General features: G+C 66.4%; 19 protein-coding genes. 8 read left to right on the top strand and 11 right to left on the bottom strand.

What is annotated here, in order from left to right:
* Positions 1-30: 30 nt before the first annotated feature.
* Positions 31-714, bottom strand: a complete 684-nt coding sequence (locus NM2_RS31410) for a class I SAM-dependent methyltransferase (protein ID WP_067676609.1) — start codon at positions 712-714, stop codon at positions 31-33.
* Between the two features lie 695 nt (positions 715-1,409).
* On the opposite strand from NM2_RS31410, the gene NM2_RS31405 reads away from it, so the two are divergent.
* Together NM2_RS31405 and NM2_RS31400 are read left to right on the top strand one after the other, a co-directional pair.
* Complete coding sequence (locus NM2_RS31405; RefSeq protein WP_067676511.1) at positions 1,410-1,697, top strand: ANTAR domain-containing protein; 288 nt, start codon at positions 1,410-1,412, stop codon at positions 1,695-1,697.
* 181 nt (positions 1,698-1,878) lie between these two features.
* Entirely contained in the window at positions 1,879-2,424 is a 546-nt protein-coding gene (locus NM2_RS31400; protein ID WP_067676606.1) for an NUDIX domain-containing protein, read from the top strand.
* Between the two features lie 384 nt (positions 2,425-2,808).
* Here the strand turns inward: NM2_RS31400 and NM2_RS31395 are convergent, their stop codons facing one another.
* A complete protein-coding gene (locus NM2_RS31395; protein WP_067676508.1) occupies positions 2,809-3,891 on the bottom strand; it encodes a DUF2332 domain-containing protein in 1,083 nt (360 codons plus the stop codon).
* Between the two features lie 54 nt (positions 3,892-3,945).
* On the opposite strand from NM2_RS31395, the gene NM2_RS31390 reads away from it, so the two are divergent.
* The gene (locus NM2_RS31390) at positions 3,946-5,133 is read left to right on the top strand and encodes a citrate synthase (RefSeq protein WP_067676504.1); all 1,188 of its coding nucleotides are present in this window, start codon (positions 3,946-3,948) and stop codon (positions 5,131-5,133) included.
* 374 nt (positions 5,134-5,507) lie between these two features.
* Here the strand turns inward: NM2_RS31390 and NM2_RS31385 are convergent, their stop codons facing one another.
* Positions 5,508-5,729: a hypothetical protein gene (locus NM2_RS31385; RefSeq protein ID WP_067676501.1), complete on the bottom strand. Its 222-nt coding sequence runs from the start codon at positions 5,727-5,729 to the stop codon at positions 5,508-5,510.
* Between NM2_RS31385 and NM2_RS31380 the strand changes: the two genes are divergently transcribed.
* Complete coding sequence (locus NM2_RS31380) at positions 5,728-6,312, top strand: helix-turn-helix domain-containing protein (RefSeq protein WP_067676498.1); 585 nt, start codon at positions 5,728-5,730, stop codon at positions 6,310-6,312. The genes NM2_RS31385 and NM2_RS31380 overlap by 2 nt on opposite strands.
* Here NM2_RS31380 and NM2_RS31375 read toward each other — a convergent pair.
* Positions 6,297-7,211, bottom strand: a complete 915-nt coding sequence (locus tag NM2_RS31375; RefSeq protein ID WP_067676495.1) for an alpha/beta fold hydrolase — start codon at positions 7,209-7,211, stop codon at positions 6,297-6,299. The two genes, NM2_RS31380 and NM2_RS31375, sit on opposite strands and share 16 nt — an antisense overlap.
* 86 nt (positions 7,212-7,297) lie before the next feature.
* On the opposite strand from NM2_RS31375, the gene NM2_RS31370 reads away from it, so the two are divergent.
* The 3 genes from NM2_RS31370 (at position 7,298) to NM2_RS31360 (ending at position 9,302) form a co-directional block, all read left to right on the top strand.
* A complete protein-coding gene (locus NM2_RS31370) occupies positions 7,298-7,972 on the top strand; it encodes a winged helix-turn-helix transcriptional regulator (protein ID WP_067676492.1) in 675 nt (224 codons plus the stop codon).
* Between the two features lie 49 nt (positions 7,973-8,021).
* Positions 8,022-8,645, top strand: a complete 624-nt coding sequence (locus NM2_RS31365) for a chloramphenicol phosphotransferase CPT family protein (RefSeq protein ID WP_067676489.1) — start codon at positions 8,022-8,024, stop codon at positions 8,643-8,645.
* Between the two features lie 84 nt (positions 8,646-8,729).
* The gene (locus NM2_RS31360; protein WP_067676485.1) at positions 8,730-9,302 is read left to right on the top strand and encodes a TetR/AcrR family transcriptional regulator; all 573 of its coding nucleotides are present in this window, start codon (positions 8,730-8,732) and stop codon (positions 9,300-9,302) included.
* 48 nt (positions 9,303-9,350) lie between these two features.
* Here NM2_RS31360 and dnaB read toward each other — a convergent pair whose 3' ends face one another.
* The 5 genes from dnaB to rpsF all read right to left on the bottom strand — a co-directional run bounded on the left by dnaB (position 9,351) and on the right by rpsF (position 13,225).
* Positions 9,351-10,730 (bottom strand): replicative DNA helicase, encoded by a 1,380-nt coding sequence (dnaB, locus tag NM2_RS31355; RefSeq protein WP_067676482.1) that lies wholly within the window; start codon positions 10,728-10,730, stop codon positions 9,351-9,353.
* Between the two features lie 751 nt (positions 10,731-11,481).
* Positions 11,482-11,937 carry a 50S ribosomal protein L9 gene (rplI, locus tag NM2_RS31350; RefSeq protein ID WP_067676479.1) on the bottom strand — a complete coding sequence of 152 codons (456 nt, stop codon included), beginning with the start codon at positions 11,935-11,937 and terminating at the stop codon, positions 11,482-11,484.
* A 17-nt stretch (positions 11,938-11,954) separates the two neighbouring features.
* A complete protein-coding gene (gene rpsR / locus NM2_RS31345; protein ID WP_067676476.1) occupies positions 11,955-12,224 on the bottom strand; it encodes a 30S ribosomal protein S18 in 270 nt (89 codons plus the stop codon).
* Between the two features lie 57 nt (positions 12,225-12,281).
* Positions 12,282-12,833 (bottom strand): single-stranded DNA-binding protein, encoded by a 552-nt coding sequence (locus NM2_RS31340; protein WP_067676472.1) that lies wholly within the window; start codon positions 12,831-12,833, stop codon positions 12,282-12,284.
* 101 nt (positions 12,834-12,934) lie between these two features.
* The gene (rpsF, locus tag NM2_RS31335) at positions 12,935-13,225 is read right to left on the bottom strand and encodes a 30S ribosomal protein S6 (protein ID WP_040829173.1); all 291 of its coding nucleotides are present in this window, start codon (positions 13,223-13,225) and stop codon (positions 12,935-12,937) included.
* A gap of 172 nt (positions 13,226-13,397) precedes the next feature.
* On the opposite strand from rpsF, the gene NM2_RS31330 reads away from it, so the two are divergent.
* Positions 13,398-14,846: a glycosyltransferase family protein gene (locus tag NM2_RS31330; protein WP_067676469.1), complete on the top strand. Its 1,449-nt coding sequence runs from the start codon at positions 13,398-13,400 to the stop codon at positions 14,844-14,846.
* 19 nt (positions 14,847-14,865) lie between these two features.
* Here the strand turns inward: NM2_RS31330 and NM2_RS31325 are convergent, their stop codons facing one another.
* Entirely contained in the window at positions 14,866-16,575 is a 1,710-nt protein-coding gene (locus NM2_RS31325) for a glycosyltransferase family 87 protein (RefSeq protein WP_084531749.1), read from the bottom strand.
* Between the two features lie 35 nt (positions 16,576-16,610).
* On the bottom strand, positions 16,611-18,878 hold a 2,268-nt coding region (locus NM2_RS31320), incomplete at its 5' end, for a transglycosylase domain-containing protein (protein ID WP_067676465.1).

The raw sequence follows: 18,878 nt of genomic DNA, 5'->3' as shown, positions 1-18,878 counted from the left end.
CTGCCCTGGATATCACGAATCCGGCCGCGATCACCCCTGCTCGGGCGAGTCGGCCCAGGGCTGCCTGGTCGCGATCAGATACCAGTGCCGGGTGCGTTCGTCCGGATCGGGTTCGCGATGCATCCGGGCGATGACCGTGAAGCCGCGCGGACGCAGCAGTTCCGCCATCCCGCGCACGGACCAGCGGTAGGAGGTGGCCACCCGGTGATCGTAGGGCTGGACGTCGACCGATTCGTCGTCCGCGGCCTGGAACGCCATCAGCAACCGCCCGCCCGGACGCACCACCCGCGCGAATTCGGCCAGTACGCTCGGCACGCGTTCCGGCGGCAGATGGATGATGCTGTACCAGCTCACCAGACCGCTCACGGCGGCGTCGCCGAGCGGCAGGCTCTCCATCGTGCCGATCTCGTAGCGCAGATCCGGACGGTCGGCCCGAGCCAGCCGGATCATCTCCGGGGACAGATCGATACCGGACACGTCCAGTCCGAGCGTGTCCAGATGGGTGGTGATTCGTCCGGGACCGCAGCCGACATCGAGCACCGGCCCGGACCCGTCTGCCCGCACCAGATCCGCGAAGGCGCCCAGCATCGCGCGATCGAACGGCTGTGCGGCCAGCGCATCGGCGAACATGCCGGCGTACAGCTCCGCCACCTCGTCGTAGGCCGTCCTGGTGGTGGGTATGTCCGGATGTTCCACGAGGTTGGATTCGCTCACGACGCCACCTCGCCGGCGCTCGGTTCCGTCGTGCGCGAGGCGCACTGTGTCGATGGTTCACTCCGCTTCGCTCCGTTCACGCGCGCAGCCTAACGACCCTCACCGACACACTCGTTCGGCCGACCCGGGGCGAAACCGGCTGATCCACAACGAGTCTCGAACTCCCGAACCCGGGAAATGATCTTGCTTGACTTCCGGCGCGGGCGGGCTCAGTATGGCAATGTCAGCACCTCGTAGGGTGAGGCTCCTGCATGAATACAGGCTAGTGATCTCGGAACGTCCCCGTACGCGCCGAGGTCGACCGGGGCACCCACGGCACGTGTGGGCTCTCGGGTGGCCGTCCACATCCGGAACATCTCGTGCGTTTGCCGAAACCCTGTCGAGCGGGTGGCCTCTTCGTTTTTCGCGGTGGTACATCTCTGTGCTCACAACCGGCGACGATCTGCGTCCCGGCGACAGTAGTTCGGCAGTGAGGAGGTGAGGGACGAGAATATGACATCCGTCGACAGTCCGCATCCGCATCAGTGTCCGGCTCGACAATGTAGATCCCCTCGACCTGCCGCGGCCCGCATTCCTTGCGGCGGCTGACCCAGCCGTTCTTCCGGCCGTCCCGGCCGGACGCCATCGAGGCGTAGGCAGTTCCCTCACAAACCGCATCATCGACCGGCACCGACGCCGCAGGAGACCTGAGCATCATGACGTATCCCGCCATCGAAACCTTCCACCGCAACGACGCCCGCATGCTGGACACCGCCGAAGGTGTTCTGGTCGCACTGCGCCGCTACAGTCCCGCCGAGGCGTTCGCCGAAATCCTCGACACCGCACGTCAGCACCGTGTCCCCACCCTGGGCCTGGCCCGCGCCCTGGTCGAACTAGCCGGGGCGGAACCGCCGGTCGACACCCTCGACGTTTCCGCCGCCGTAGCCCGCACCGCCTGGGGCCACCTGCTCGCCCGCCCCGCCGATATGCCGACCCCGGCCTGACCGGGTCGGATACCCCGGCTCGACGCAGGTCCACGTTCCAACTCGAGACCCGGGCCAGTGTGTCAGCTCGATGCGGATCCGCTTGCCCTGGTTCACGATTGATCGGTCCGAGACGGGCCGGTTGGTCGCCGCCCGATACGACCTCACGGCGGCGCGCCCGATCCTCGGGCAGAATTTCCGCATGGAGACGCTCGGATCGCGCACTGTCTACACCAATCCGTGGCTCGAGGTCCGGGAGGACGACATCCGTCGCCCCGACGGATCCACCGGCATCTACGGCGTGGTCACCCGACCCGATTTCGCGATGATCGTCCCGCGGGAACAGGATCGCCTGCTCCTGGTGGAACAGTTCAGATATCCACTCGGACAACGCTGCTGGGAGTTCCCGGCAGGCACCCTGCCCGATCGCGCCTCGGCCGACCCGGTCGAACTGGCCCATCGCGAACTCCGCGAGGAAACCGGCCTGCGCGCCGCGCGGATGACCTACCTGGGCCTGCTCGACACCGCCCCCGGCACCCTCAGCCAGCGTGGCCGCATCTACCTCGCCACCGACCTCACCCACGGCGAACCCGAACGCGAACCCGAGGAGCAGGACATGCACATGTCCTGGTTCCCCCGCGAAACCGTCGAGCAGATGATCCGCACCGGCGCGATCACCGACGCCCAAACCCTCGCGGCCTACAGCTTCCTGCTGCTGCACGAGCGAATCGGTGAACGTTCGCTCTGATCCGGAACGGCTCGTCGCCGCGGCCGGAACGGGCCGGGCCACCGATCGTTCGACGTGCATCCGGTCGAACAGGATTCGGCAAGCTGCACAGCCTTTCGGCGGTCGGTGCGTACTCGATCGGCCGGGCGAGATGTGACCGGTTACCGTCGCCGAATCGATCGCCGCGCAGGGTGGTCGGTATCCGGTCAGGGGCGTAACCCTGTGTGTCCGAGAGAGATCGGCCCTGAGGATGCGAGTCGTGGTGGCCGGACTCCCGGCGGTGTCGTCGCACGGCTCCGTCGGGTATGTTCCGGGGCGGGAACTGACAGGTAGGTCCGCGACGACGGCTGCTGTTCGTTCCCGGAGTGCGGAAGCCGTGATATGCCTGCGGCGCACGGGGATCGGTCAGAAGTCGGCCGGGTGCAGATAGGCCGGGACACCGTGGGGGTGGGCTCGGGCGAGGACGGTTTCGGGGGCGTTGCCGATGCGGGCGGTGAGGCGGAAACCGTGGCGGTCGTCGGAGTTGTTCTGCCCCTCGAAGGCGATGTGGGCGAATCCGGCGTCCGGGGTGCCCGCATCGGCGAGACGATCCAGTTCGGCGGTGACCGCTCGCCACTCGACCGGATCGACGTACTGCCGCATCACCGAATGCCAGACCACGGTCAGCGTCCCGGGTATCAGGTTCACCTCGGCGAGGAATTCCTTTGCGCCCGAGGCGATCACGTCGGCGGGGACCCGTTCGGCGACCCGCAGCGCACCCGCGAGACGTTCCGCTCGCCCGGACTGGTCCGGCCAGAGGTAGGAGCGCAGTGTCAAAGCGCCACGGGGAGTGAGCGGGTCGAGCGGTGCGGGATCGCAGCCGCGCCGTTCGATGACGTCCAGCCTCGGATGACGCCGCACCGCCGCGGTCAGCCAATCGGGTACCGGCCCCCGCCAGGCGTCGCCGATGTCGACCGGTGAATCCGGCGGTCCCCAGTCGAGATCACCGGTCCGCCAACGGAATTGGTCGGCGCGCAGATTGAGTCCGGCGCTACTGCCCAATTCCAGCAGTCGAACCGGCAGCGGTATCGCATCTACCGCCGCCAGCAGTCCGGCCAGCAGCGGCACCGCACGGCCGACCTCGTTGGTCTGCGGTGCGCGCGGCGGGGTGTCCAACCAGGTCGCGATCCAGTCGATCTGCTCGGCGACGACGGCGCGGAACGCGGGCCAGGTATCGGCGTCCGGCGGGTCCGGCTGCGGCGTGGCGCTCGGATAGTAGCGGGCCAGATCGGGCGCGGCCCCGGACAGCACCAGCGCGTGTACCGCGGCCAGAAAACGCAGTGGCACAACCGAATCGCGGTGCGAGTTCTCGAATCCGGACAGCGCTTTCGCGCACGGCCCGCCCGCGTCGATGTCCCGCGCGATCCCGGCCGCGAGCGCGGCGTACAGCGGCGAATCGAGCTTCGCGCAGACCTTGGTCTGGTACTCGAACTGGGAGATGAGCGTCACGGGTCCACTGTGAACCACGGGTCGAGATGAATCAACATTGATTATCGTCAAGATATGGAATGGATCGATGCCCGGTCGGCCGCGGATCGGCTCGGGGTGAAGCCCGCGACGCTGTACGCCTACGTCAGCCGGGGCGTGCTGCATCGCCGCTACGATCCGGGCCGTCGGCGCAGCATGTTCGATCCGGCCGAGGTGGAGGAGCTGGCCAGGCGCGGGCGACCGCGTCGTAAACCCGCGCCGACCGAGATCGCCATCGAATCGCGGATCACCACGCTCGGCCGCGATCGGCAGTTCTATCGCGGCCGCGACGCGCTCGAACTCTCTGCCGGTCACCGCTTCGAGGAGGTTGCCGAATGGTTGTGGCGCGGCGAACTCGCATCGACCGGGCCGTGGCGCTGCCCCGCCGACGCGGTCGCGGCCGCCCGCGCGGTACAGGCCGGACTGCCCGCCGGACTGCTCCCGCTGGACCGCCTGCAGGTTGCGGTCACCGCCCTCGCGATCAGCGATCCGATGCGTTTCCAGCGTGAGCCCGACGCCGTCGCGGCCATCGGCCGCACCCTGATCGCGGGCATGGTCGAGGCCCTGCCCGCACTGAGTGAGCCGGTCGAGGACTCGATCTCCGCGCTGCTCTGGTCGCGGCTGACGCCGCGTCCGCCGTGCGGTGCGCCGGAGTTGCGGCTGATCGACACCGCGCTGATCCTGCTCGCCGATCACGAACTGGCCGCCTCGACCTTCGCCGCCCGTGTCGCCGCCTCGGTTCGCGCCGACCCCTACGCCGTGGTGGGCTGCGGTCTGGGCGTACTCGGCGGACCGATGCACGGCGGCAGTTCCCCGGCAGTGGAACGCATGCTCGTCGAGATCGCCGAACCCGCCATGGTCTCACGCGTCATCGGCGACCGGTTGCGCCGCGGCGAGCGCATCCCCGGCTTCGGCCACACGGTCTACAAGAACGGCGACGCCCGCGGCACCCACCTGTGGAACCTGTTGTGCCCCATGGCCCCCGACCACCCGGCAATCGCGACCGCGGAGGCCGTCCGCGCCGAACTACGCGCCCGCCGCCTCCCCGAATTCAACTGCGATTTCCCCCTCGCCGTCCTCGGCCTCGTCTTCGACATGCTGCCCGGCGCGGGCGAAACCGTCTTCGCAGTCGCTCGTACCGCAGGCTGGCTCGCCCACGCCCTGGAGGAATACGCCTCGGGCGCGTTGATCCGCCCCCGGGCCATCACCCCGGCAATCCGCTGAATCGGTTGCCGCACAACATGCTCAGCCCGAGTGCCGAAATGGTCCGCAAGGGAGGCCGAGCACTTTCGGGCGGCATGCGTGGTCGGCTCGTACACGCCTTGTAGTGATGTGTATCCGGCGCGCTCATCAGTCCCGGGAATCACCCCATCGACCTATTCGATCAATTGTCGTGCAGGGCAATCGGAGGTTTCCGTCCGGACTGGGAACGCCGCCACGACCGTATGTCGTGTGTCGGATCAGTACATATGCTGTATGCGGCACATCCCGAATCGATGTGGGTTACACGAGATCTTTTGCAGTGCAATCTAATTAAACGTATTCGAGTAAGTGACGCCGAACGGAATGCGGCATCTGAGGGCGACACTGCATCGAACTCACTGCGGTGCAGCGGTATTCGGCTTGCGCTGGGCGCGCAGAACGGTGTCGTTGGTGTGGTGGGTGCCCGCGGGAGCGGGAGCCGTGCGCGGGCGGGTCTCGTCGATCAGGACGATCCAGTCCTCGTCCAGGAGGGCCGCGATTTCGGCGGGCTGGTAGAAGTCGTTCGGGTTCATATCGCCGTCGGGGGTCTCCGCAAATGTTGGGCACAGTGAATCCATGACCGAGGAGTTCGACACCGTCCTGGCCGCCGTCGGCCCACGGCTACGTGAGCTGCGCCGACGCAGCGGATTCACGCTGACGACGTTGTCCGAGCGCACCGGAATTCCGATCAGCACACTGTCCAGGCTCGAATCCGGCCAGCGCAAACCGGGCCTGGAACTGCTGCTTCCGCTGGCCCGCGCCTACCGAGTCCCGATCGACGAACTCGTCGGCGCACCCGCCAGCGGCGATCCGCGAGTATTCCCTCGCCCGTTCACCCGCGATGGCATGACCGTCATCCCTCTCACGCGCAAACCCGGTGGGCTGCAAGCTTTCAAGCAGATCCTGCCCGCCGATCGCTACGACCGTGAGCCCGATCCCCGCTCGCACGAGGGGTACCACTGGCTGTACGTCCTCAACGGTCGCCTCCGCGTCATCCTCGGCGATCAGGACCTGATCCTGTCCACCGGCGAGGTCGCCGAATTCGACACCCACCTACCGCACTGGTTCGGAAACGCCGAGCCTGAGCCGGTCGAATTCCTCAGCATTCTGGGCCCCCAGGGCGAGCGCTTCCACATCAGAGCCCGCTACCGGCCGACCTGAGCACCGGATTCGCCGAAGAATTCCGTCAGCCGATCGATGAGCCATTCGGGCTGCTCTTCGGGAACGAAATGCCCGCAGTCCGGGATCATTTCGAGTCGCAGGTCATCGGCGTGGTTTCGGTAGCTGTCCGGAATGCCTTCCGAGAGTGAATCTTTCGCACCGTTGAGATGCAATGTCGGGACCCGCAGCCGCAATCGGCGGTAGTTCCGGATGAAGTACGGGACCTCGCGCAGCATGACGTTGCGATTGAAATCGGCCGACGCCATATATGCGGCCGGGGTGTGCATGCGTTGCTGATACGCCTCGACCTCCTCCGGGGAGAAACTGCCCCGGAATCGCCATGCCCGCAGACTCCGAAGACTCAGCCAGTCTTGCAGGCGAGACGAATTACCCTGTAGTGCGATGAGATACACATGCCACGGGCGCAGGAAGACCGGTGGTCCGAAACCCGCGGCCGTCCACGGGTGCACCCCGGCCATCGCGACGAACTGTTCGAACCGATCCGGCCAGTTCAAGCACGCTCGATAGCCGGTGACCAGACCCCAGTCCCGTCCGGTGATCCGTGCCCGCGGCAGCTCGAGCTGATCCATCAGCTCGATCAGGTCTCGCGCCAGGCGCTCGAAGGTGTATCCGGAACTGCTCCCCTCCGACCAGCCGAGCCCGCGAACGTCCGGGCAGATCACCCGGTATCGCCGGGACAGCGGGCCGATGACGTGCCGCCATTCCCACCAGTGCTGCGGCCAGCCGTGCAGCAGGATCAGTGGTTCGCCCGCCCCGGCCTCGGCGTAGTGGATGCGCAGACCGTCGATCCGCGTGAAACGATGCCGCACCTCCGCATCGATCTCGGATGAGAGTGCTTGCAGTGCAAGGGTTTCGGGATCATCCAGTAGTGCCGTCACGACATCTCCCCTCGTCGGTCAACCCTGCGATCATGCTAGCATAAGATTTAGAAGTAAGTGCTAGATAATTTAGAACAGGATGGACCATGGCGCGCCGCTCCTACAACCAGTACTGCGGACTTTCGCGAAGCCTCGACCTGGTGGGCGAGCGATGGACGCTGCTGATCGTGCGCGAGCTGATGTCCGGGCCCAAGCGCTATTCCGACCTCGCCGACGCGCTCGACGGCATCGGCACCAGCCTGCTCGCCGCCCGCGTCAAACAACTCGAACAGGATGGCCTGATCGCCCGCAGGCAACTACCGCGCCCCGCCGCCTCCCAGGTCTACGACCTGACCCCGGCGGGCCGCGAGCTCGCCGCCGCTCTCGTCCCGCTCGCCCTGTGGGGGTTGCGCCACGAATTCGACGAACCGCGTCGCCCCGGGGAGAACTACCGCGCGGAGTGGACCCTGGTCTTCCTGGCCACGCTCATCGACCCGTCCGCCACCACCGGACTTCGCGCCACGATCCAGTTCCGCCTCGACGACTCTCCCGCGGTGCTATCCATCGACGACGGAGAAGTACACGTCACGCCGGGCGAAGCCGACCACCCCGACATCGTGGTGAACACCGGCCTACGTACCCTCGCCGCCCTCACCGCCGCGGGCTCACCCCCCAGCCTGACCGAGGTCTCCGAACGGATCCGCATCGAAGGCGACCCCGCCCTCGCCCAACTCCTGTTAGAACTGCTGTCCCGCAACCGATTCGGCGGACTGCTCGGCTGACTCGGCTCGCAGCCGCCCCCTGCCCCCGCGGACCGGATAGCGTGGATGAATGCGGGACGCCGAACTCCCTCATCGGGTCATCTTCCTCAATGGCATATCGAGCGCGGGCAAGACCACGCTGGCCCGGGCCATCCAGGATGAGAGCGAGGTCCCGTTCGTCTACTGGGGGATCGACACCTTGTTCGGCCTGGTTCCGCCGAATTGGGGCGGTGGACGCGATGGTCCGCTCAGCCGTGAGGGATTCTGGTACGACCGGACCGGCCACGATGCGGACGGTCACCCGCTGATGGTCATCCGCTGCGGCCACGTCGGATACCGGATGCTGCGGTCGGCGTGCGCGGCGGCTGCCGAGTTCGCTCGCGGGGGCGATCACCTGGTCGTCGACGAGATGCTGCTGTCCCCGGATCTGCTGCCCATGTGGATGGATGCGCTGGCCGGTCTGGACGTTCAACTGGTTCGCGTCACATGCCCGCTGGCTGTCGCCGAGCAGCGGGAGTCGGCTCGTGGCAAGACAATCGGGTTGGCGCGGGGGCATCTGCGCACGGTCCACGATCACGGCTATCCCTATGACACGATCGTCGACACGACCACCGCTACGCCCGCCGAGCTGGCCCGGATCGTATTGCGGGGACGATGGACGGCCGATCGGGTGCCGGATACAAACTGCACGTGAGACCTACCGTGTAGTCACGAGTGATGATGTTGATCCGGGGCGGTTCAGCGGTAGTCGAACGGATGCGAATGTGTCTGCCGTGCATTGTGTTCGCTGCGTCGGTATTCGGCGACCGCGGCCGCCGACCTCCTGGACCGCGGCGGCCCGGACGCCGGGACATTGCGTGAGGTCGGCGCGCGCGCCGGCGTCAGCCGAGGCGCGCCGTCCCGGCACTTTCCCGATAAGGACAGCCTGCTCACCACCATCGCCGCCGAGGCCCTGGACCGCCTCGCGGATCAGGTGCAGGCCGTCCGCGCCGCCGCCGAGCTACCTCCGGCCGACACCCTGCGCCGCGCCCTGGCCGAGCTGATGACGGTCGGCCGCCACCAACCACACCTGTACCGCCTGATGTTCGAAACCCCCCGCGGCGACCCGGCCGCGGTCCACGCCGCGACCCGAGCGGCCGAACGCTTCGAAACCGAATTCCACACCCTCATAACAGATCTCGTCGGCGCCCGGCGAGCTCCCCGATTCGGCGCACTCGTCCTGACCAGCGTCCACGGCGTCACCACCATGGACCTCAGCGGCCACCTTGCCAAGGACAAATGGCAGGTCTCCCCCGACGACCTCGTCACGACCCTGATAGGCATGATCGCCCAGCAAGCGAAAACGGACTGACGCGACCGACCCGATTTCGCCCGAACCCGGCCAAGCGGCCGGACTCCCCTACCCGCGAGCCATATCCACGAACCGACTCAAATGCAGCTGGTGCGCAACGGTAATCGTTGCCGTCGGACCATTACGGTGCTTACCCAGAATGAGATCCGCCTCGCCGCCCCGCGGGTCGTCTCGCTCGAACGCATCGGGCCGATGCAACAGGATGACCATATCCGCATCTTGTTCTAGCGATCCCGATTCGCGCAGGTCGGAGACCATGGGGCGCTTGTCCGTTCGCTGTTCCGGGCCGCGGTTCAGCTGGCTGATGGCGACTACCGGGACCTCGAGTTCCTTGGCCAGAAGTTTGAGGCTTCGGGAGAATTCGGAGACTTCCTGCTGGCGGGATTCGACCTTCTTACCCGACGTCATCAGCTGGAGGTAGTCCACGACGACCAGACGCAGATCGTGACGTTGTTTGAGCCGCCGGGCTTTTGCGCGGATCTCCATCATCGTCAGGTTCGGCGAATCGTCCACGAACAACGGCGCCTCGCTGATCTCACTCATCCGCCGCGCCAGCTTCGTCCAGTCGTCGTCGCTCATCCGCCCCGAACGCATATCACCGAGCTTGATCCTCGCCTCCGCCGACAACAGACGCATGACGATCTCGGTCTTACTCATTTCCAGCGAGAAGATAACGCTCGCCAACCCATGCTTCACCGAACAGCTCCGCATGAAATCCAGTCCGAGAGTGGATTTCCCGACGCCCGGGCGGGCCGCGACGATGATCATCTGGCCGGGGTGCAGGCCGTTGGTCACCTCGTCGAGTTCGGTGAAGCCGGTGGGGACGCCGAGGGAGATGCCGCCTCGGCTGGCGATGGAGTCGATTTCGTCCATCGTGGGTTGCAGAAGTTCTTCCAAGGGAAGGAAGTCCTCGCTGGAGCGGCGTTCGGTGACCTCGTAGATCTCGGCCTGAGCGCGGTCGACGACCTCGGCGACGTCCTGGCCGTCGGCTCCGGCGTAGCCGAACTGGACGATGCGGGTGCCCGCCTCCACCAGACGGCGCAGAATCGCCTTCTCCGCAACGATTTCCGCGTAGTAGGAGGCGTTGGCGGCGGTGGGGACGGTCTGGGTCAGGGTGACCAGGTACGGGGGGCCGCCGATGCGCTTGAGTTCACCGCGACGGTCCAGGGCGGCCGCGACCGTCACCGGGTCGGCCGGTTCGCCGCGGCCGTACAGATCCAGGATGGCGTCGTAGACGGCCTCATGGGCGGGACGGTAGAAATCGCCGGGACGGATGACCTCGATGACGTCGGCGATGGCGTCCTTGCTCAGCATCATGCCGCCGAGGACGGACTGCTCGGCCGCCATGTCGTTCGGCGGCTGCCGGCCGAAATCCTCGCCCGGCGTCTCCGAGTACTCCGGGGTGCCGCGATCGTCGACGACTGCCACGACTTCGACCGTCCTCTCTCGTCACGCCCTGGGGCACTGTCAAGTTCTACGCCGTAGAACGGTCGACTTCGTCCGCGCCCCAACGTCATAGTCCACCCGTTGTACCCCCGGGCACCGACATCTTCTCGTCTCCCCGCGGCGGGCCGCGTCGTCCCGGACGCACCGCCACGACGAGGTCGCGGGATGTTGCGGGGCGGCACGGAGCAAACCGATGGTGCATGCTGCGAGGCCGAGGAGATCGCGCGGTTCCGGGCACCGGATCACGACAACGGATCGAACCTATGGGACCGGGCTGGGGAGTACCAAACCATGCTGTGCACACTGTTGTGGATAAACTGGGGATAGTTCACCTGCTGTTGTGCACCCCATGTGGAATACCTGGGGAAAACCAATCCCAGCTCTGTACAACAGCAAGGTGAAAAGACGTTTCCGCAGTTACGCACATGTGGATTAATAAAGCGGCGGCGTGTCGTTCGAGATGAACAGCCGGGCGTGTCAGGTTAACAGCACCCTCATGCGGTATGGCGTGGATCACAATGCGATCGGTCGGTTCGATCGGTTATCCCCATCTTGTCCCGAATACGCCGAGGTCGGGCCGAAGATCGACCACCGAGGGATCCCTTGCCGAACGATGAAAACCGGCTAATTACCGGTTAACAAGAATGCGGGCACGACGAAACACGCCCGAGGACCACCTTCGTACCCCTGGTACGAAGGTGGTCCTGCGAACGTCATGCGCGCGTGCGCGAGATCACTCCGCGGCGTCGACCTGCAGGGTGAACTTGGCGGCCACATCCGGGTGCAGATGCACCACGACACCGTGCTTGCCGATGCTCTTGATGTGCGTCTTGGGCAGTTCGATGCTGCGCTTGTCCAGCACCGGGCCACCGGCCGACTTGATGGCGCCCGCGACATCGGCCGTGGTGACCGAGCCGAACAGCTTGCCGGTGCCCGCGGTCTTCACCGACAGCGAGACCGACTCGAGGCCCTCGATGGCCTGCTTGAGTTCGTTGGCGTGATCGAGGTCGCGCACCTTACGGGCGTCCTGCGCCCGGCGGATGCCCGCGACCTGCTTCTCCGCACCACGGGTGGCGACGATCGCCAGGCCGCGGGGCAGCAGGAAGTTACGACCGTAACCGTCCTTGACCTCCACGGTGTCGCCGGGAGCGCCGAGGTTGTCCACATCAGCGGTCAGAATCAGCTTCATTAGTGTTCCTCCCGTTCTCAGCGAGCCGTGGACACGTACGGCAGCAGCGCCACTTCGCGCGAGTTCTTCACCGCAATGGCGATATCGCGCTGGTGCTGCACGCAGTTGCCGGTGACGCGACGCGCGCGGATCTTGCCGCGGTCGCTGACGTACTTGCGCAGCAGCGTCGTGTCCTTGTAGTCGATGGCCGCGATCTTCTTGCCGTCCTTGGCAGCAGCCTTGTTTTCCTTGCAGAAGGCGCAGGCCTTCTTCTTCAGCACCTTTTCGCGTGCCGGTGCTTTGGCCATGGTCTCGTTCTCCGTATTGCCTGGGAGTCACAACCGTGACCCCGTATGAAAGCCGTTCTAGAACGGCGGTTCGTCGTCCATTGCGCCGCCCCCGAAGGAGCCGGCTGCGGGAGCGCTGCCCCACGGGTCGTCGCCGCCGGCGTTCTGACCGCCGCGGCCACCGCCACCGTTGGAGCCGCCGAAGCCCCCACCACCACCGGAATTGGCATTGGCGTTGGAGTATCCGCCACCGCCACCGCCGCCGCGCGTGGTCCGGTTGACCTTGGCGGTGGCGTAGCGCAGCGAGGGGCCGATCTCGTCGACCTCGAGCTCCACGACCGTGCGCTTCTCACCCTCGCGGGTCTCGAAGGAGCGCTGTTTGAGCCGGCCGCTCACGATCACGCGCGAACCCCTGGTCAGCGACTCGGCCACATTCTCCGCGGCCTCGCGCCAGATGTTGCAGCGCAGGAACAGAGCCTCGCCGTCTTTCCACTCGTTCGAATTACGGTCGAACACGCGGGGTGTGGACGCGACGGTGAAATTCGCCACCGCGGCGCCCGCGGGCGTGAATCGAAGCTCGGGGTCCGCCGTCAAATTGCCGATGACGGTGATGATCGTGTCGCCTGCCATGGTTCCTCCTGCTCTCCGGTGCAGATACGCAGTACTCGCGCTGTTGTGCTAGAGCCTAGAGACAGGCACCGACGCAAACGAGTACCGCGGGGGACAGGGGACTATTTCTTGTCGGCGCGCAGCACCTTGGTGCGCAGAACCGACTCGTTGAGTCCCAGCTGGCGGTCGAGCTCGCTCACGGTGGCAGGCTCGGCGGTCAGATCGACGACCGCGTAGATGCCCTCGCTCTGCTTGGAGATCTCGTAGGCCAGCCGGCGGCGGCCCCAGATATCCACTTTGTCGACTTTGCCGCCGTCGGACTTCACGACGTTCAGCATGGTGTCCAGGTTCGGACCGACGGTACGCTCGTCCAGGCTCGGATCGAGGATGACCATCACTTCGTAATGACGCACGGGAACCCATCACCTCCTGTGGTCTTGGTGCGGCCACGGACGGTCCGTGGCAGGAGGGGTCGTTGCGTCAGCAACCCGACAAGGCTACATGAGCAGGTATTCGGTAGCGAAATCGATCTCGGCGCAGAGCTGCCCGCGCGGAATTTGGGTATAGCCACCTATCGTGGGTGCCATGTCGAACCGTCCGGGAACGCGGGCGAACCCGCCGCGGCCGGGCCGGGTCACCGCGGTGACGGTGTTGTCGTTGTGCGGTGTGACGCTGCTGTTCGCATATCTGAACAAGGCGAGGTGCGCGGGGGCGCCCTTCGAATCGAACGGCCGCAGTACGGCGTTCGACCACATCAAGGATTCGCACGTCTGTTATTCCGACATCCAGTTCCTGTGGCTGGGCCGCGATATCAACGAGCACATATTTCCGTACCTCTCCGGCGGGATCACCGGACACGGCGCGCTGACCGGCGGCGCGGTGGAATATCCGGTGCTCAGCGGGCTGCTGATGTGGCTCGGCGCGATCGGCGCGCACACCGATGCGGCATTCCTGCTGCATTCCGCGCTGCTGCTCGCGCCCTTCGCGCTGGCCACGGCGTGGATGCTGGGACGGATGTCGGGGAAGGCGGCGCTGCTGTGGGCGGCCGCGCCGCCGCTGGTGCTGTACGCGTTCCACAACTGGGAACTGCCCGTCGTGTGCACGGCGGTCGGCGCGGTGTACGTGGTCACCGCGTTGACCAGGTATTCGGTGCGTACCCGTGGTGTGCTCGCCGCTGTCCTGCTGGGCATCGGCTTCTGCCTGAAGTTGTACCCCGGAATCTTCGTGCTGCCCTTGATGGTTCACGTCCTGGTCGGCGGGAGCGACGGCCTGGACGCGTTGCGTCATCGCAGCGCGCGGGGCGTCGATTACGAGCCTGGCGAGGACGACGGCGTGCCGGCCCGGTTCACGCGGCGGTACGACGTGCGGGGCGCGTGCGTGGTGGCCGCGACGGCGATCGCGACGGCCGTGGTGATCAATCTGCCGTTCGCCCTGGCCGGATATCAGGGCTGGCGGGCATCGTTCACCTTCCAGGAACTCCGGCAGGCCGATATCACCACCAATTCGATTTGGTTCTGGGGACTGCGACCGATGTTCGGCGACACGCCCGGCGACGAGCGGTTCTTCCAGGACGTCGTGTCCACGGCCTCGCCGCTGCTGGTGGTGTGTTCGTTCGCGCTGGTGATGTGGCTGGGCTGGCGGCGTTATCAGGCGAGCGGGTTGTTCCCGTGGGTGGGTGTGAGCGGTGCGATGCTGTGTGGATTCCTGTTGTTCCACAAGGTGCATTCGCCGCAGTACACACTGTGGCTGATCCCGTTCCTGGTGCTGCTGGAGATTCCGTGGTCGGTGGTGGTGGCGTATCTGCTGGCCGACGCGTCGCTCGGGATCGGCATATTCCGCTACTTCTACGCGCTCGGCGCGGGTTCGAGCGCCGATCTGGAGAAGCATTTCGTGCTGTTCGGGGTGTGGGGCCGGGCCATGCTGCTGGTGTACCTGCTGTTCGCCCTCGTCTCGGTACCGGCGCGCGGACGGTGGCGGTCCGGGCTCGCGGCGCCACGGCATTCCACCGGCGAGCTGGTGCCGGTGTCGTCCTGACCGGTCCGGCTCCCGGAGGTCATCGGACCGGTCGTGCGGGCGTATGCGACAGGTGCGGCCGCAGGTATCCGGGCAACCACGGCAGCAGCGGATCCGGTGCGCGATCCAGGATTCCGCCGACCGGATCGTCGACCCCCTCGAGCCGCACCAGATCCTCGGCCGGACGGTAGATCTGCCGAACGATCAAGGCGCACAACGCGATCACGGCCAGATCACGCAGGAAGACCGTACCGGTGAACCACTGCTCGGGTACGCCCTTGCGATCGGTGCCCAGGTAGTAGTACATCCGCGGGAACCAGACCAGTGCGTCGATCGTCATCCAGGTCAACAGGATTCGGCGATTCGGCAGGGCCAGCACCGCGAGCGGGACGAGCCACAGCGAATACTGCGGACTCCACACCTTGTTGGTCAGCAGGAACGCCGCGACCACCAGGAAGCCCAGCTGCGCGAGCCGCGGCCGCCGCGGCGCGGTCAGCGCGATGTAGGCGATCGCGGCACAGGCCAGACCGAACAGCAGCAGCGAGACCGTGTTCAGCGTCGATGGCGTCTGCTCCGGGGCGAGCGTGCCGTCGAAGCCTGTCCAGCCGGTGAACGAGGTGATCACGTTGTAGATCGAATCCGGATCGGCCTGCCGCTGGGTGTTGAGCCGGAAGAACTCCCACCAGCCGTCCGTGAACGGTACGGCGATCGGCAGATTCACCACGATCCAGCTGATCGCCGCGGCCCCGACCGTGACGCCCGCGGCGCGCAGCGGACTGATCCTGGTTCCCGCGAGATAGTCGCGCACTGTGTCCAGGACGCTGGATCCCCTGCGGCGCAACAACTCTCGCATGCCGGGGATCCGCTGGCGGTCAGCGGTGCGCAGGCACAGCACCACGATCGGACCGAGCAGCAGCAGCGGATACAGTTTCGCCGCGCCGCCGAGCCCGAGCAGCACGCCGGCCAGGACCGGTCGCCGCCGCGCCCAGGCGAGCATGCCGGTGGCGGCGAATGCCGTTGCCAGCGCGTCGAAATTGGTGAACGCGTGCACCAGCACCAGTGGCGAGAGCGCCACCAGCGCGGCATCCCAGACCCGTCGCCCGGCCAGTTGCGTCGAGGCCCAGACCGTCACGAGCCAGGCCATCGCCAGGCCGATCACCGCGACGTTGAAATACACCACCACCGGCAGCGCCCCGGGCAGCGGCAGCGAATCCCACACATTGGCCAGTTCCATCGAAACGTACTGGTAGAGACCGGAAAGCACGGGATATTCCATGTACCGGGTGTGCGGTTTGCCGTCCGAACCGAATTCGGTCCAGCTCTTCTTGTACGGGAACGCACCCTCGTCCAGACGTTCCGCGCCGTACAGCGGGACGGTGTCCGAGTAGCACATCGCCACGTACTGACGGCCGTGGTTCCAGTCCAGGGTCAGCCGACCGTCGTCGGTGGTGGTCTGCTGGATGCACGCGGCCTTACCGCCCCAGCTCAGGGCCAGCATGACCACCGCGAAGGCCAGCATGATCCGCAGCGGCGTCCAGAATCGGGACCGCCCGATCAGCGCGTGGTCGCCGACCGGTCCGCCGATCGCGGTGGACAACTGCGAGGTCAGCGGATCGGTCCGGCTGGGGCGGTCACGCCAGGTCGCCGATCGAGGCTCGGCGTCCGGGGCCGGGGACGGGTATCGGTCTGCGGATTCCCGTGTTTCCCCCCGGGGCCCTGGATGCGCCTGCGCCAATTGCTCCTCGAACACGCCAACCGACGCTACCGGTTGCCCGGTGAGCTGTCCTAGTTGCTATCGCCGTTGTGGTTGTCGTTGTTGCTCTCGCCGGGAGCCGGTGTGCTCGGCCAGGTCCCGCCGGGAGCGACGGGTTGACCGGACATCGGCCCGGCGTCGTTCGGCTGTTGCTGTTGCTGTTGCTGCGGCTGACTCTGGTTCTGGTGGATTCCCGGGATCGGGATGGTGACGCCCGGGAAGATCTCCACCTGCGACGGCGTGATCTCCACCGGCGGCGTGTACTGCTCGGTCGTCGACGGCGGGGTGTACGGCGCGGAGTAGGACGGCACGCCGGCCTGGCCGCCGATCGGATCCGGCTTCGGGAAGGTCTCCTTCGGCGTGCCGTCGAGCGCGCCGTCCATGGTGTCCTTCCAGATGTCCGAGGGCAGGGTCGAGCCGTACATGATGCCGCCGTTGGCGTTCTTCAACGCGACACCCTTTTCGGTACCGACCCAGACGGCGGTCGAGAGCGAGGGTGTCAGGCCGATCATCCAGGCGTCGCGGTTCTGGCCGGTGTCACCGAGCTGGGTGGTACCGGTCTTGGACGCCGAGACGCGCCCGCCCGCCAGATCGTGCTTGAACGAGGAGTGCGCGATGGGCGCCATCGCCGCGATCACGTTGTCGGCCACGGCCTTCGACACCTTCCGGTCACCGGCGACCTGACCGCGATCCAGCAGCACCTGACCGTCGGCGGTGACGACCTTCTGCACGAAATGCGGTTTGTGGTAGACGCCCTCGGCGCCCAGCGTGCCGTAGGCCGAGGCCATATCGAGCGCGCGAACCTGGTACTGGCCCAGGATGATGCCGTCGTTGGGGCCGGACCCGTCCGGTTCGGTGAGGGTCTTGCCGACGCCCGGAATGGTGTCCGGGATGCCGAGCTTGTGCGCCATGGCCGCGATCTTCTCCGGGCCGTCGCCGCCCATGTCCAGTTCCATGCGGTAGAAGCTGGTGTTCAGTGATCGCTTGAGCGCCTCGGCGATGGTGCAGACGCCACAGGTCTCACCCTCCGCGTTGGTGATCTTGATGCCGTGCACGTCCAGATCGGCACTGGAGTACATGGTGGACAGCGGTTTACCCAGTTCGAGGTTCTCCGCCAGACCGAAGACCTTGAACGTCGAACCGGTCATCAGACCCGCGTTGGCGAAGTCGAAGCCCTGGCCGTTGCTGCCGCCGTAGTAGGCCTTGACGCCGCCGTCCTTCGGGTCGATCGACACCACGGCGGTGCGGTCCTCGGGACGCTCACCCTTCATGTTCTTGGTCACCGAATCGACCGCGGCCTGCTGGGCTTTCGGGTCGATGGTGGTGGTGATCTGCAGGCCTTCCTTGTTGATCTGGCTCTGGCTGATCCCGGCTTCGTTCAGCTCGGTCTCCACCTGCCGTTTGATCAGGCCGTTGGGGCCGGTGTCCGGATCGCTCTTGTCCTTCGTCGATCCGTCGTTCGAGGACAGCACGTTCGGGTACTTCATATTGACCCGTTGCGCCTGGGGCAGGTTGCCCATCGAGACCATGCCGTCCAAGACGTAGTTCCAGCGCTGCACCGCGCCCGCGCGGTTGTTCTCCGGATCCAGGCCGTAGGGCTGGTTGATGGTCGCGGCCAGCATCGCGCCCTCTTCGACCGTCAGGTTCTGCACCTTCTTGCCGAAGTAGGCCTGGGCGGCCGCGTTGATGCCGAAGGTGCCGCGCCCCCACGGGATCGTGTTCAGGTATGCGGTGAGGATGTCGTCCTTGCTCCACTGCCGCGCCATCTTCGCCGAGATCACCAGTTCGTGCATCTTGCGGGTCAGCGAGTGCTGATTGCCGACCATGGCGTTCTTGACGTACTGCTGGGTGATCGTCGAACCACCACCGGCGGTGGACTTGCCCATCAGGTTGTCGCGCACGGCGCGGGCGAAGCCGGAGATGGAGAAGCCCGGGTTGGTGTAGAAGGACCGGTCCTCCGCGGCGATCACCGCGTTGCGCACGTGCGGCGGAATCTGATCGATCGTGACGTCGGTGCGGTTACCTTGCGGCGGAACGATTTTGCCGATGGTGGTGGTGCCGTCGTCGGCCAAGATCGTGGCGACCTGATTGGTTTTGAGGTCGCCCGGCTGGGGTACGGAAACAGTCGAGTAGGCGATCAGGAAGACCGCGCTCGGCACGACGATGCCCAGTGCCACCAGCACGTAGAGCACGCGGCGGACGATCCGCCACGGTGATTTCTTCTTGCGGCCCGCGGGACCTCGTCCGCCGGGGCCGCCGGGACCCGAGCCGTTGCGGCGCGGGGGCGGGCCGGACGGCGG

It is taken from the genome of Nocardia miyunensis NBRC 108239 (assembly GCF_001613065.1).
Taxonomy (GTDB): domain Bacteria; phylum Actinomycetota; class Actinomycetes; order Mycobacteriales; family Mycobacteriaceae; genus Nocardia; species Nocardia miyunensis.
The sequence above is the reverse complement of the archived record's forward strand: the minus strand, read 5'-3'. Positions and strand labels throughout refer to the sequence as shown.

Bases quoted from the DNA above. Each gene is read 5' to 3' on its own strand.
- NM2_RS31405 (WP_067676511.1), top strand. From the start codon at position 1,410: ATGACGTATCCCGCCATCGAAACCTTCCACCGCAACGACGCCCGCATG.
- NM2_RS31400 (WP_067676606.1), top strand. From the start codon at position 1,879: ATGGAGACGCTCGGATCGCGCACTGTCTACACCAATCCGTGGCTCGAG.
- NM2_RS31390 (WP_067676504.1), top strand. From the start codon at position 3,946: ATGGAATGGATCGATGCCCGGTCGGCCGCGGATCGGCTCGGGGTGAAG.
- NM2_RS31380 (WP_067676498.1), top strand. From the start codon at position 5,728: ATGACCGAGGAGTTCGACACCGTCCTGGCCGCCGTCGGCCCACGGCTA.
- NM2_RS31385 (WP_067676501.1), bottom strand. From the start codon at position 5,729: ATGGATTCACTGTGCCCAACATTTGCGGAGACCCCCGACGGCGATATG.
- NM2_RS31370 (WP_067676492.1), top strand. From the start codon at position 7,298: ATGGCGCGCCGCTCCTACAACCAGTACTGCGGACTTTCGCGAAGCCTC.
- NM2_RS31365 (WP_067676489.1), top strand. From the start codon at position 8,022: ATGCGGGACGCCGAACTCCCTCATCGGGTCATCTTCCTCAATGGCATA.
- rplI (WP_067676479.1), bottom strand. From the start codon at position 11,937: ATGAAGCTGATTCTGACCGCTGATGTGGACAACCTCGGCGCTCCCGGC.
- rpsR (WP_067676476.1), bottom strand. From the start codon at position 12,224: ATGGCCAAAGCACCGGCACGCGAAAAGGTGCTGAAGAAGAAGGCCTGC.
- NM2_RS31340 (WP_067676472.1), bottom strand. From the start codon at position 12,833: ATGGCAGGCGACACGATCATCACCGTCATCGGCAATTTGACGGCGGAC.
- NM2_RS31330 (WP_067676469.1), top strand. From the start codon at position 13,398: ATGTCGAACCGTCCGGGAACGCGGGCGAACCCGCCGCGGCCGGGCCGG.